The following is a 12631-nucleotide window of genomic DNA, read 5'->3' on the forward strand; positions in this document are numbered from 1 at the left end:
GGTGGATACCCCGATCAGCGGAAACGTAGCGCGGTGGGCCCCTGAACCTTGGAACCCCGGCGCTGCTTGGCGGGCATGGCGGCCAGCTTTTCGCGCAGCTCCACGGCGTACTCGGCCAGCGCCTCGACCAGGTCCGGCACCGAGGCGTGCTGCGGCTGCACGTCCACCCGCAGGCCGAACTCGGTGGCGGTCTCGGCGGTCTTCGGGCCGATCACGGCGACGACCGTACGGGCGTGCGGCTTGCCCGCGATGCCGACCAGGTTGCGCACCGTGGAGGACGACGTGAACAGCACGGCGTCGAAGCCGCCCGACTTGATGGCGTCGCGGATCTCGGCCGGCGGCGGCGCCGCGCGCACCGTCCGGTACGCGGTGACGTCGTCGACCTCCCAGCCCCGCTCGATCAGGCCCGCGGCCAGCGTCTCGGTGGCGATGTCGGCGCGCGGCAGCAGCACCCGGCCGACCGGGTCGAGGATCTCGTCGTGCGGGGAGAACTCCGCCAGCAGGCCCTCGCTGGACTGCTCCCCGGCCGGGATCAGCTCGGGCTGGATGCCGAACGCGCGCACCGCCTCGGCGGTGGCCTCACCGATGCAGGCGATCTTCACGCCGCCGAAGTGCCGGGCGTCCAGGCCGTGCTCGCCGAACTTCTCCCACACCGCGCGGACGGCGTTGACGGACGTGAAGACGACCCAGGCATACCGGCCGTCGACCAGGCCCTTGACCGCGCGCTCCATCTGGGCGGGGGTACGCGGCGGCTCGACCGCGATGGTGGGCACCTCGCACGGGATCGCCCCGTACGCGCGCAGCCGGGCACTCATCGCCCCGGCCTGCTCCTTGGTGCGCGGGACGAGCACCTTCCAGCCGTACAGCGGGCGGTTCTCCCACCAGCTCAGCTTGTCGCGGTGGGCGACGTTCGCGCCGACCGTGAGCACGACGCGGCCGGTGAAGCCGAGCGCGGCGGCGACGAAGCTGTCCACGGTGGACGTGGTGGTGTACTGGGTCTCGCCGGTGCCGTCGCCGGTCACGCCGACCGGGGTGCCGGCCTCGACGCCCGCGGCGATCAGGCCGTCGCGGACGGTGGCGAGGTCACCGGCGTCGACCGCGACCGCGAACGAGCCGCGCGCGGCGGCCGAGGCCAGCGCGTCGAAGTCCAGGGCGGCGATGTCGTCGATGTCGGCGACGCTGCGCACGCCGGGCAACGGCACGCCCGCGTAGGTGGCGACGCCCGCGGCCTGGCCCACGCCGGGCACGACCTCGAACTGCACCGCGGTGCGGGCGACGGCCTGCACCTCCTTGACGACGGAGTCGTGGCCGAACGGGTCACCGGCGACGAGGTGCACGGCGGACAGGCCGGACTTGGCCGCGGACAGCAGCACCTTGGCGACGTCGCCGGGCGCGCCCTCGGCCGGGCTGAACTGGGCGTCCTCCTTGGCCTCCGCACGGATCGCCGCCAGCAGCGACTCCGGTACGCCGCGGTCGTAGACCACCTGGTCGGCGTCGGCGAGGGCGTCGTGGGCCCGGCGGGTCAGCAGGCCCGGGTCGCCGGGTCCGGCCCCGACGAACGCGATGCGGCCGCCGGACTTACGAGTGCGGGTGGTCATTTCTCTGTGCTCCCCATCAGGGTATCGGCGCCGGCGTCGAGGAGGTCGGCGGCCAACGCCTTGCCGATCTCCGCCGCGTCGGCGGGCGTTCCGGTACGCGACAGCCGGATGGCTCGTGCCCCATCCGGACTGATCACCGCACCGCGCAGGTATATCTCGTCACCGTGCTCGCCCTCCGCGAGCTCGGCGTGTGCCGCGACCGGTGCGGAACACCCGGCCTCCAGCGTGGCCAGCATCGCCCGTTCCGCCGTGACGGCGGCCCGGGTCGGTGCGTGGTCGAGCACGGCCAGCAGCTCGACCAGGTCTGTGTCACCGGCCCGGCACTCGATCGCCAGCGCACCCTGGGCGGGGGCGGGCAGCATGAGCATCGGGTCCAGCGTTTCGGTGATCTCGGCGGTCCGGCCGAGCCGGGCGATGCCGGCGCGGGCCAGCACGACCGCGTCGAGGTCGGCCGCCGGGCCGAGCACCCGCGCGATGCGGCTGTCCACGTTGCCGCGGATCGGGGTGACCTCCAACTGCAGGCCCAGGGCGTGCAGCTGGGCGATGCGGCGCACCGCGCCGGTGCCGATCGCGGCGCCGGGCGGCAGCTCGGCGAGGGTGAGACCGTCGCGGGCCACCAGCGCGTCGCGCGGGTCCTCCCGCTGCGGGATCGCCGCGATGTGCAAGCGGGGGTGGTCGCCGGTCGGCAGGTCCTTGTACGAGTGCACCGCGAAGTCGATCTCGTCGGCCAGCAGCGCGTCACGCAGCGCCGACACGAACACCCCGACCCCGAGCTGGGCGACCGGCGCGGCCGAACGGTCTCCGGCGGTCTGGATCCGGACCAGCTCCACGGCACGGCCCGTGGCGGTGGTCAGCGCGTCCGCGACCATCTGGGACTGGGCGAGGGCGAGGGCGCTGCCCCGCGTGCCCAGGCGCAGGGCGGCGCCGCTGCCTCCACGCATGCTCGCGTGGCCCTCGCTGCGCTCGGTGCGCTCGATCATGCGCGAGTCCCCCCGATCTCGGGTACGGCATCGGCCTGGGTGGCCAGCGGCACGTCCAGGTCGAACAGCTCGCGCAGCAGCGCCGCGTACTGGTCACCGCCGGGCTCGGCGGCCAGCTGGCGCACCCGCACGGTAGGCGAGTGCAACAACTGCTGCACGACCCGGTGCAGCGTACGGGACACGTCGGCGCGCTGCTCGGCGGTGAATTCGGGCCGCCGCGAGGTCAGCTTGCCCAGTTCGGCGGCGACCACCTCGTCGGCGCGGGTGCGCAGGGCGGCCACGGTCGGTGCGATGTCGGCGCCGCGCAGCCAGCCGAGGAAGTGCTCGACCTCGGCGGCGACGATCTGCTCGACGGCGGCGGTCTCGGCGGCGGCGGGCGGGGTACGGCGGCTGCTGGCCAGCCCGTCGATGTCGATGACCACGACGCCGGTCAGCTCGGCGGCGTCGGGCGCGACATCGCGGGGGACGGCCAGGTCGAGCACGACCAGCGGCTGGCTGCCCGTACGGCGTTCCAGGACGGCGGCGAGGCGCTCGCGGGTCAGCACCGGGTCGGGTGCGGCGGTGGCGGTCACCACGATGTCGACGTCGGCGAGGGCGGCGTCGAGCTCCGCGTACGGAACTCCGGTGGCGCCGTACGCCTCGGCCAGCCGGTCGGCGCGCGCCGCGCTGCGGTTGGTGATTCGCAGTGGTCCGACACCGGCGCGGGTGAGGGTGGCCAGCGACAGCGCGCCCATCGCCCCGGCGCCGACAATGAGCGCGGTGCGGCCCGCGACCCCGTCCGGGAAGTGATCGGCGGCGAGGTCGAGGGCGGCGGTGACGACGCTCTGCCCGGCGCGGTCGATGCCGGTCTCGGCGTGCGCCCGCTTACCGACCCGCAGCGCCTGCTGCATGAGCTCGTGGAGCAGGCGTCCGGCGGTGTCCGCCTCGGTCGCCGCGTGGTACGCGTCACGCAGCTGCCCGAGGATCTGCGACTCGCCCACCACCATGGAGTCCAGGCCGGACGAGACCCGGAACAGGTGCTGGACGGCGGCCTCGTCGTAGTGCACGTACAGATGCCCGGCGAGATCGCCCGCGGCGACGCCGGATTGTTCGGCAACCACGTTGCAGACGTCGCCGAGGCCGCCGTGGAAGCCGGTGACCGCCGCGTACACCTCGACCCGGTTGCAGGTGGACAGCACGACGGCCTCGCCGATGTACGGCTGGGCGACCAGCCGCTGCAGCACCGCGGGGATGGCGGACTCGGCGATGGCCAGCTGTTCGAGCGTGCCGACGCCCGCGGTGCGGTAGGAGGCACCGACGCTGAGGAGGTTCACGACCCGACCGCCTCCTGCCCGCCGGCGTTCTCGCGGCCGCCGGGCAGGGCGGTGAGCGAGGCCTTGCGGTGCTCGTGGAAAGAGAGGATCTGCAGCTCGATGGCGAGGTCGACCTTGCGGACGTCGACTCCCGGCGGCACCGACAGCACGCACGGCGCGAAGTTCAGGATGCTGGTGACCCCGGCGGCGACGAGGCCGTCGGCGACCGCCTGGGCGGCGTTGGCCGGGGTGGCGATCACGCCGATCGCGAGGGCCTCGGCGGCGGCGACGCGGGGCAGCTCGTCGAAGTGCCGGACGGTGAGGCCGTTGATCTGCTCGCCGACCCGGGCGGGGTCGGCGTCGAAGAGGGCGACGATGCGGAAGCCGCGGCTGGCGAAGCCCGCGTACCCGGCGAGGGCGTGGCCGAGGTTGCCGACCCCGACGAGGCAGACGGCGCGGCGCTGGTCGAGGCCGAGGATGTATTCGATCTGGTCGACCAGCAGGGCGACGTCGTAGCCGACCCCGCGGGTGCCGTACGAGCCGAGGTGGGACAGGTCCTTGCGGAGTTTCGCCGAGTTGACCCCGGCGGCGGCGGCGAGGCCCTCGGAGGAGATGGTGTCGGCGCCGGTCTCGGCGAGGTGGTGCAGCGCGCGAAGGTACTCCGGGAGCCGCGCGATCGTCGCCTCCGGCAGATCCGGGAAGGCGGGGACGGCGCCGGCGTTGCCGGGTGTGCTTCCGTGCCGCTGCTGGCTCATCTGACTCCGTGCCGACGAGGTGGCGAACCTGCGGCGAACCCCTGCAGACCTACCGGACGTGGCTGTGGTAGCGGGGCCCGCCGGACTCACACAGTAGGCGCTTGTGAAGGCGTGCACAAATCGCGATCTTGCTAGGAGAACTGGACAAACGTCGGGTCGGCGTGCTAGTCACCGCCGACGCGTTCGAGTATGGCCCCCGGGCGGGCCGATCGGCCACTTCGCCGACGGGTGTCACAACCCCCGGGCGATGTCCACGGCCTCCACCAGCGTGTCCGCCACGGGCAGGCCCGACGCCCGCAGCCGCACCGGGTCGGTGAAGCCCCCGGTGTACAGCACCGCGACGCCACCCACGGACTGCGCGGCGCTGGCGTCGTCGAGCGAGTCGCCGATCAGCACCACGTCGGTGCCGGCGACCCCCAGCTCGGCCAGGTGCCGCGCCAGGTGGCCCGCCTTCAGGTCGCCACCGACCTCGGTGCGCAGCCCGTCGACCCGGGCGAAGACCCCGGCCAGCCCGTACGTCTCGATCGCGGGGACCAGCTCTTCGTGGAACCACATGGACAGCAGCGACTGGGTGCCGGGCCAGGTGGTCAGCGCGGCCTGCGCGTCCGCGGCCAGCGACGCCGTGGTCAGCCCCAGCCGGTACGCCTCGTGGAAGATCCGGTCGAGGTGGCCGAACTCCTCGGCGTCGACGGCCCGCTCCAGGATCTCGGCGTAGAACTCGGCGACCGGGCGGCGGAACCGGCGCCGGTGCTCGTCGGAGTCGACGCTGCGCCCGCCCATCGCCGCGAACGCGTGGTTGGTCGAGCTGACCACGAGGTGCAGGTCGTCGAGCAGGGTGCCGTTCCAGTCCCAGACCAGGTGTTTGCGCGCCACCCGACGACCTTAACGGCCGCCTGCGACAACCACCGACGTGATTTTCACAGCGGGGGCGCCCCGGGCGCGCGGGCCAGATCGCGGCGCAGCCGGGCCTCCTCCACCCGCCAGTAGCCGTGTTCGCGGCCGTCCAGCAGCAGCACCGGTACCCGGTCGCCGTAGTCGCGTTCCAGCTCGATCGAGCTGTCCACGTCCACCCGGGTCCACGTCTGCCCGGTGTCCGCCGCGATCCGGTCGAGCACCTGCTCGGCGACCTCACACAGATGGCAGCCGTCCCGGCTGATCAACGTCAGCCGACTCATGAGAGGGCACTCTTACGGACCTTGCCGATCGGGGAGTGCGGCAGCTCGGCGACCAGGTCGATGGCCTTCGGCAGCTTGAACCGGGCCAGCCACCGCGCGCAGTGCTCCCGCAGCTCCTCGGCGGTCGGCGGCGGGTCGGCGGCGGGCACGACGAACGCGTGCGGCGCCTGGCCGGTCTCCGGGTCCGGCGCCGCGATCACGGCCGCCTCGGCCACCGCCGGATGCTGGGCCAGCACCCGCTCGATCTCCGCCGGGTAGACGTTGAAGCCGTTGACCAGGATCAGTTCGCCGATCCGGTCGACCAGCACGAGATCACCCTCGCTGTCGGCGTATGCGACGTCGCCGGTGCCCCACCAGCCGTCGGCGTCCGGGCCGCCGTGCCCGTCGGGCCAGTACCCGGCGAACAGGTTGGGTCCGCGCACCACGATCTCGCCGGGGTCGGTGCCGGCCGAGTCGGCGACCGCGAGGTCCAGTTCGGCGAGGTCCTCGTCGACCGACGCGGTGCCGTCGCGCCACAGCACCGCCCCGTCGGCGGTGCGCAGCAGCAGCGAGACCCCGGGCAGCGGCCGCCCGATCGAGCCGGTCTTGTGCCGGGTGCCGACGGCCGTGGTGGTGAGCACCGGCGCGGTCTCGGTGAGCCCGTACCCCACGATGATCCGGACGCCGGAGGCGTCCTGGAACCGCGCCGCGTCGGCCGGGTCGAGCGGGGCGGCGCCACACACGGCGGCCCGCAGCCCGGCCAGCACCTGCGGCGCCTCCGGGTGGCGGGACCAGGCCGCGTACATGGACGGGACGCCGAGGGTCACGGTGACGCCGTGCCGGGCGATCGTGGCGAGCGATCCGGCCGGGTCGAACTTGTCCACCAGCACCCCGCACGCCCCGTGGTGCGCGACCGTGCCCAGTCCGGTGTTCAGCCCGTAGGCGTGGAACAGCGGCACGGCCAGCAGCACGACGTCGTCCGGCCCGACGACGGGCGGGTCGATCCGGTCGAGCTGGTGGTGGTTGGCGGCCAGCGCGGCGTGGCTGAGCATGGCGCCCTTCGGCCGCCCGCTCGTGCCGGAGGTGTAGAGCAGCACCGCGACCTCGTCGGCCCGGGGCGTGGCGGGAGCGGCGCCGGGTCCGTCCGCGGCGGGCAGTTCCGGGGGTACGACCACCGCGTCGCCCGACAGCCGGTCGCGCACCGCCTGCTCGGCGACCACCACGGCAGCCCCGGCGTCGCCGAGCGCGTACGTCAGCTCGTCGTCGGTGTAGCCCGGGTTGAGCGGCACGGCGACCAGGCCCGCCCGCAGCACGCCGTAGAAGGTGACCGCGAAGTCGAGGGTGTTGCCCAGGACGAGGGCCACCCGGGCGCCCGGGCGCGGGCACAGCGCCCACAGGCGGCGGGCCGCCTCGTCGACGCGCGCGTCGAGCTCCTGCCAGGTCAGCGTCGCCTCGCCCGCGATCAGAGCCGGGCCGTCGGGACGGCGCGCGGCGGCCGCGCGTACGGGGTCGTGAGCATCGTCCTGCACGAGGCCCGAGTCTGGCACATCGGCCACCCGAACGGGTGCCACGGACGCGGTGTCCGTCCTCCGCCTCAACCGTGCCCGACATGATGACACAAAGTTCCTGACGTCCGGTGTGTGCCACTTCGGGATAATCTCGCTCGGCGCACACGGTGTGCGACTCCGAGTGTCCAAGGTCCGTAACACTTCCCACTCGTGTAACGGACTCCACACCGGTGGGTGAGGCCGGCCCGGCAGGTTTGCGGGACGGCCCCACCCCTTTTGTTGTGATTTGATCGATTTGCCGGACTAGGAGGCGCAGTGAGCCAGGTGTACGCCGGCGACCCGTACCGCCGTGACGTGTTCGCCGCACGCCTCGCGCTCACCGAGGGCCTGACCGCCCTGCGGCGCAGCGTGGACGGGATGATCGCGCACGCGATCCGTGGGGACGGCACCCGGCGGGCACCCAACCGCCCGCCACTCAACCAGTCACCCGGCCAGCACCTGCCGCCCACCGGCAACGTCAAGCCGGTCGCGGGCCGGGTGGTCGTACCGGGCCGCCCCCCGATGCCGGCCCAGCCCGGCCCCGGGCACCGGCCCGGCGAGACCGCGACGGCCGACGGCGACACCGGGGTGGTGGTACCCACGCAGAGCACCACCGGGCCGCCGGCCGAGACCGAGCCACCGAGGTATCCGGCCCGCCCGGATCCCAGCGACGCGGCCGCCGAGGTGTGGGCGCTGGTCGAGCGGGCGAAGGAGGGCGACGCCGAGGCGTTCGGCCTGATCTACGACCGGTACGTCGACACGGTGTTCCGCTTCGTCTACTTCCGGGTCGGTAACCGCCAGCTCGCCGAGGACCTCACCTCGGACACGTTCCTGCGCGCCCTCAAGCGCATCGGCAGCTTCACCTGGCAGGGCCGCGACCTCGGCGCCTGGCTGGTCACGATCGCCCGGAACCTGGTCGCGGACCACTTCAAGTCCGGCCGGTACCGCCTGGAGGTGACCACCGGCGACGTCCTGGACGCCGACCGCGAGGACCGGGGCCCCGAGGGCAGCCCGGAAGCGGCCGTCGTGGACCACATCACCAACGTCGCCCTGCTCACCGCGGTCAAGCAGCTCAACCCCGAACAGCAGGAGTGCATCGTGCTGCGCTTCCTGCAGGGCTTCAGCGTGGCCGAAACGGCGCAGACCATGGGCAAGAACGAGGGCGCCATCAAGGCCCTGCAGTACCGGGCCGTCCGGGCGCTCGCCCGGCTGCTGCCCGAAGGGTTCCAGTGGTGACGACGCTTTTCCCGATGTCGATCTCCACACCACCCGCCGACAGTCCCCGACCCGTAACCGTACGCGCCCACCGCGCGTTTGACCGGGTGCGACCCGCGTTGGACCGCAAGTCCCGCTCCTACGTCGCGACCGCCGGCAACGGAGCCGACGACAGAATCACGAGCGAAGGGAGGTGCCCGTGGTGAACTTCGATTTCCTCGACCGCCGCAGTGCCGAGCGCTTCGCGGAGCTTCTCGACGAGACGACCGGCGGGCGTCGGCACCACGCCCGTGCCCAGGCTGACGAGCAGCTCGCGGGAATGGTCGCGATCGGTCACAGCCTCGCCGCGGTCCGGCCCGGCGTTCAGGTCGATCCCGAGTTCCGGGTCGGCCTGCGCGCCATGCTGGTCGCCACGGCGGAACGCGACGGGATCGGCCGCAGCGCGGCGGCCACGGACGCCACGTCGGCGCCCACCGGCGCCGCCGAATCCGGCTTCGGCACTCTGCGGGTCGGCACGGCCCGCCGGTTCCGGGCCCGGGGCGCCATCGTCATCGGGGTCGCGGCCGGCGCGATGGCGGTCTCCGGCATCTCCGCGGCCAGCGACAACGCGGCCCCCGGCGACGCCCTGTACGGCGTCAAGCGCTCCACCGAGCGCGCCCAGCTGGCCATGGCCGGCTCCGACCTGACCCGCGGCCAGCTCTGGCTGGACTTCGCCCGCAACCGGCTGGCCGAGGCCGCCGCGATGGGGGACAGCACCCGCTTCGGCCAGGTTCTAGACGACATGGACGCGGACACCCGCACGGGAGTGCGGCTGCTCGCCTCGGCGGCCGTCGCCCGGCAGGACGACGGGCCACTGGCCACGATCGAGTCGTTCGCGGTCGGTCAGCAGCGGACCCTCACCACCGTCCTGGACGGGCTGAACCAGGCCAACCGGGCCCGGGCGATCACCTCCCTGGACCTGCTCGACGACGTCCTGCAGCGCGCCAAGGACCTGAAGGCCGGCCTGGCCTGCGACCCCCCCATCCCGGACGGAACGGACTCCCTGGGCCCGAAGCTGCAGGACTGCCCGGCCGGGACGAACACCGCGACCGAGCGGGAGGAGCCGGGCCGCTCCGAGAAGCCCGGCAAGCCCGCCACCGCCGCCGAGAAGGACACCTCGAAGGCGAAGCCGGAACCCACCGCGACCGAACCGGCCCCGGACCGGCAGCTGAACGCGGACGCGGTACCGCCCGGCACGGCGGAGACCGACGACGACCACGCACCGACGGCCTCCGCGGCACCGTCCACCGGATCCCAGGACGGTGCCGAAGGCGACCAGGGGCTGCTCGGCGGTCTCCTGAACGGCATCTTCGGCGCCAGCGCCTGAGCTCGCGCCCGGCGGCGGCCGGATCCCTGGACGGCTACAGGCCGAAGGGGTCCGGCCGCTTTTCGAGCAGCGCGTACAGCGTGGCCTGGATGGTCTCGCGCACCTGGTCCGCGAGGTTGTAGACCACCATCGGATCGTCGGCGGAGTCGCGCAGGTGCGCGGTCGGAATCGGCGGGCAGAACTGGATCAGCCATTTGCTGGGCAGCGGCACCAGCCCCAGCGGCCCCAGCCACGGGAAGGTCGGGGTGACCGGAAAGTACGGGATCCCGAGCAGGCGGGCCAGCGGCTTGAAGTCGGCCAGGATCGGGTAGATCTCCTCGGCCCCGACGATCGCGACCGGGATGATCGGGGTGCCGGTGCGCAGCGCGGCGGAGACGAAGCCGCCCCGGCCGAAGCGCTGCAGCTTGTACCGCTCCGAGAAGCGCTTGCCGATCCCCTTGAAGCCCTCGGGAAAGACACCGACCATCTCGCCCGTGCGCATCAGCCGCTCGGCGTCGGGGTTGCACGCCACGGTCGCCCCGGCCTTGCGGGCCAGCTCGGACATCACCGGGACGCTGAACACCAGGTCCGCGCCGAGCAGCCGCAGGTGGCGTCCGGCCGGGGTGTGGTCGCGCAGCGCCACGGACAGCATCAGCGCGTCCAGCGCGATCGTCCCGGAGTGGTTGCCGACCACCAGGCCACCGCCGTCGTCCGGCACGTTCTCGACGCCGAACACCTCGGTACGGAACCAGTCCCGGTACAGGAGCCGCAGCATCGGGTAGAAGACCGTGTCGGTCAGCTCGGGGTCGAAGCCGAAATCGTCGACCTCGTACGCCCCGGCCAGCCGTCGGCGCAGGAAGGCCAGGCCGCTCGCGACCCGCTGGTCCCACACGTCGACCATGTCCCGCGGGCGGGACTCGTCCGGGCCGGGTGGCGTGTTCTCGTCCAGGGTCATTGCTGCTCCCCCACCCCCACCGCGGTATCGGGCGGACCCGCCTCGACGGCCGGTCGCCGCGCGGCGGCCTCGCGGACCCGGCGGATCCCGTCGAGGATGGCGCGCTCGGCCATGGCCAGCCGGTCCGCAGTGAGCGAGGAGCCACCCATGTGGCCCCGGATGAAGTCGTCGAACGCGGCCGCGGTGGTGCGGGGCGTGAAGCCGAACTCGCGGACCAGCCGGGCCGTGTCCACCACCCGGCCGTGGACGAACAGGTCGATCTGATCCAGCCCGATCTGCCCGATGCCGACCGCCCGGGCGACCCCGCCGAGCGAGGAGAGGGTGGACTCGGGCAACGGCACCGAGATCCGGCCGGCCCGGCGTACGGCCTGGGACAGGTTGAGCACCCCGGCGCCCGCCACGTTGAAGGTGCCCGGATGGTCCTCGATGACCGCCCGGTGCAGGACCTCCAGCGCGTCGTCGACGTGCACGAACTGCAGGCGGGCGTCGCGGCCCAGCACCGTGGGCACGACGGCCTGGGCGAAGTACCGGGTCAGGCTGGTCTCGGCGGTGGAGCTGATGAACGGCGCGAACCGCAGCACCGTGGCGGTCACCTCGGGGCGGCGGCGGCGGAAGCCGCGCACGTACCCCTCGATGTCGAGGATGTCGCGGGCGAACGAGCCGCGCGGCACCGCGCGCGGCTCCGTGTCCTCGGTGAATACGGCCGGGTCGCGGAACGACGCGCCGTACGCGGCGGTCGACGAGCGGACCACGAGCTTGCGCAGCCGGGTGGCGCCCTGGGCGGCGGCCAGCAGCTGCATGGTGCCGATGACGTTCTGTTCCTTCATCGCCGCGCGGCCGCCGTGCTGGGGGTCGGGCGCGCCGTTGATGGCGAGGTGGACGAGCCCCTCGGCACCGAGGTCGGCGAGCGCGCCGGTGGCGGCCCGCGCGTCGGCCCGGATCAGCTCGACGTCCCCCAGCAGGCTCGCGAAGGCCGGTGGCGGGGTCTGCGGATCCAGGCCGATGACGCGTTCGACCCGGGGGTCGGCGGCGAGCCGCGACGCCACGTGGGCGCCGAGTAGGCGGCTGACCCCGGTGACCACGACGACCCGCGGCGCGTCCGGGGTGGAAGACGTCACCACGTATGCCCTTCGGGGGTCGGCGGCGGTGGGGCGGGTGACGCGGCCGGGCCTACGGCCCGGCCGGGGGTCACTTGCCGAGACGGCGACGCTGGACGCGGGTCTTGCGCAGCAGCTTACGGTGCTTCTTCTTCGCCATACGCTTGCGGCGCTTCTTGACCACGGAGCCCATACGACAAGCCTCTCGAAACCATGTAGGGGTCGGAGCGGACCGCGCACGTAGACGCGTCCGGCCTCCGAACTGGACCGCTGCCCAGGCCCGGCACAGGGCGGTGACCTACGCCGCACGCGCGCACGACGACCTGGGAACCAGCCGCTCCAGCGTAGCGGCCCGGCCGCGCCCGGACCAACAGGGCCCCCGCCACGCCGTCAGGCACTCTGACTGAACGCCCCGCGCAGATACTCATGTACTGCGTGTTCCGGCACGCGGAACGAGCGGCCGACCCGTACGGCGGTGAGGTCGCCACCGTGAACCAGGCGATAGACGGTCATCTTGGAGACCCGCATGAGAGCGGCCACCTCGGCCACGGTCAGGAAGCGCACCTCCGAGAGACGTTCCTCGGACTGGGCTGGTCCCGTCATCTCCTCGCACCGATCCCTTCGCGCCGACGTGCGTGTCATCAGTACGGTATCGAGACGGCTGTGACCAGGGCGATACGTTCCGTGAAAACG

The 12631-nt window shown here is 73.3% G+C and carries 13 protein-coding genes; 2 read left to right on the top strand and 11 right to left on the bottom strand.

From position 1 onward, the window contains the following. Positions 1-14: 14 nt before the first annotated feature. The 7 genes from EV385_RS10750 to EV385_RS10780 all read right to left on the bottom strand — a co-directional run bounded on the left by EV385_RS10750 (position 15) and on the right by EV385_RS10780 (position 7308). Entirely contained in the window at positions 15-1598 is a 1584-nt protein-coding gene (locus tag EV385_RS10750; protein WP_130509346.1) for a bifunctional uroporphyrinogen-III C-methyltransferase/uroporphyrinogen-III synthase, read from the bottom strand. Continuing rightward, entirely contained in the window at positions 1595-2539 is a 945-nt protein-coding gene (gene hemC, locus EV385_RS10755; protein ID WP_130513214.1) for a hydroxymethylbilane synthase, read from the bottom strand. Before hemC ends, EV385_RS10750 begins: the two co-directional genes overlap by 4 nt. Positions 2540-2574: 35 nt before the next feature. Continuing rightward, positions 2575-3891, bottom strand: a complete 1317-nt coding sequence (locus tag EV385_RS10760) for a glutamyl-tRNA reductase (protein ID WP_130509347.1) — start codon at positions 3889-3891, stop codon at positions 2575-2577. Next, positions 3888-4625 carry a redox-sensing transcriptional repressor Rex gene (locus EV385_RS10765; protein ID WP_130509348.1) on the bottom strand — a complete coding sequence of 246 codons (738 nt, stop codon included), beginning with the start codon at positions 4623-4625 and terminating at the stop codon, positions 3888-3890. Before EV385_RS10765 ends, EV385_RS10760 begins: the two co-directional genes overlap by 4 nt. A gap of 231 nt (positions 4626-4856) precedes the next feature. After that, positions 4857-5498, bottom strand: coding sequence for an HAD family hydrolase (locus EV385_RS10770; RefSeq protein ID WP_130509349.1), 642 nt, complete (start codon positions 5496-5498; stop codon positions 4857-4859). Positions 5499-5542: 44 nt separating this feature from the next. Next, entirely contained in the window at positions 5543-5800 is a 258-nt protein-coding gene (locus tag EV385_RS10775) for a glutaredoxin family protein (RefSeq protein ID WP_130509350.1), read from the bottom strand. Continuing rightward, positions 5797-7308, bottom strand: coding sequence for an AMP-binding protein (locus EV385_RS10780; protein ID WP_242624816.1), 1512 nt, complete (start codon positions 7306-7308; stop codon positions 5797-5799). The genes EV385_RS10775 and EV385_RS10780 overlap by 4 nt, the downstream gene beginning before the upstream one ends. 294 nt (positions 7309-7602) lie before the next feature. Here EV385_RS10780 and EV385_RS10785 point away from each other — a divergent pair, with 294 nt between their 5' ends. Both EV385_RS10785 and EV385_RS10790 read left to right on the top strand, forming a co-directional pair. Next, positions 7603-8562, top strand: a complete 960-nt coding sequence (locus tag EV385_RS10785) for an ECF subfamily RNA polymerase sigma factor, BldN family (protein WP_242624817.1) — start codon at positions 7603-7605, stop codon at positions 8560-8562. 178 nt (positions 8563-8740) lie between these two features. Next, a complete protein-coding gene (locus tag EV385_RS10790) occupies positions 8741-9907 on the top strand; it encodes a DUF5667 domain-containing protein (RefSeq protein WP_242624818.1) in 1167 nt (388 codons plus the stop codon). Positions 9908-9941: 34 nt separating this feature from the next. Here the strand turns inward: EV385_RS10790 and EV385_RS10795 are convergent, their stop codons facing one another. The 4 genes from EV385_RS10795 to EV385_RS10810 form a co-directional block, all read right to left on the bottom strand. Then, positions 9942-10841, bottom strand: a complete 900-nt coding sequence (locus EV385_RS10795) for a lysophospholipid acyltransferase family protein (RefSeq protein WP_130509352.1) — start codon at positions 10839-10841, stop codon at positions 9942-9944. Further along, positions 10838-11959, bottom strand: coding sequence for an NAD-dependent epimerase/dehydratase family protein (locus EV385_RS10800; RefSeq protein WP_423203033.1), 1122 nt, complete (start codon positions 11957-11959; stop codon positions 10838-10840). Before EV385_RS10800 ends, EV385_RS10795 begins: the two co-directional genes overlap by 4 nt. A 70-nt stretch (positions 11960-12029) precedes the next feature. Continuing rightward, positions 12030-12131 (bottom strand): 30S ribosomal protein bS22, encoded by a 102-nt coding sequence (locus EV385_RS10805; protein WP_007465623.1) that lies wholly within the window; start codon positions 12129-12131, stop codon positions 12030-12032. A 197-nt stretch (positions 12132-12328) separates the two neighbouring features. After that, positions 12329-12541 (bottom strand): helix-turn-helix domain-containing protein, encoded by a 213-nt coding sequence (locus EV385_RS10810; RefSeq protein WP_130509354.1) that lies wholly within the window; start codon positions 12539-12541, stop codon positions 12329-12331. Positions 12542-12631 lie beyond the last annotated feature (90 nt).

It is taken from the genome of Krasilnikovia cinnamomea (assembly GCF_004217545.1).
Classification (GTDB): domain Bacteria; phylum Actinomycetota; class Actinomycetes; order Mycobacteriales; family Micromonosporaceae; genus Actinoplanes; species Actinoplanes cinnamomeus.

What these genes read in the sequence shown, in the direction of transcription:
- EV385_RS10750 (WP_130509346.1), bottom strand. Translation starts at nt 1,598, where the DNA reads ATGACCACCCGCACTCGTAAGTCCGGCGGCCGCATCGCGTTCGTCGGG.
- hemC (WP_130513214.1), bottom strand. Translation starts at nt 2,539, where the DNA reads ATGCGTGGAGGCAGCGGCGCCGCCCTGCGCCTGGGCACGCGGGGCAGC.
- EV385_RS10765 (WP_130509348.1), bottom strand. Translation starts at nt 4,625, where the DNA reads ATGAGCCAGCAGCGGCACGGAAGCACACCCGGCAACGCCGGCGCCGTC.
- EV385_RS10775 (WP_130509350.1), bottom strand. Translation starts at nt 5,800, where the DNA reads ATGAGTCGGCTGACGTTGATCAGCCGGGACGGCTGCCATCTGTGTGAG.
- EV385_RS10795 (WP_130509352.1), bottom strand. Translation starts at nt 10,841, where the DNA reads ATGACCCTGGACGAGAACACGCCACCCGGCCCGGACGAGTCCCGCCCG.
- EV385_RS10805 (WP_007465623.1), bottom strand. Translation starts at nt 12,131, where the DNA reads ATGGGCTCCGTGGTCAAGAAGCGCCGCAAGCGTATGGCGAAGAAGAAG.
- EV385_RS10810 (WP_130509354.1), bottom strand. Translation starts at nt 12,541, where the DNA reads ATGACGGGACCAGCCCAGTCCGAGGAACGTCTCTCGGAGGTGCGCTTC.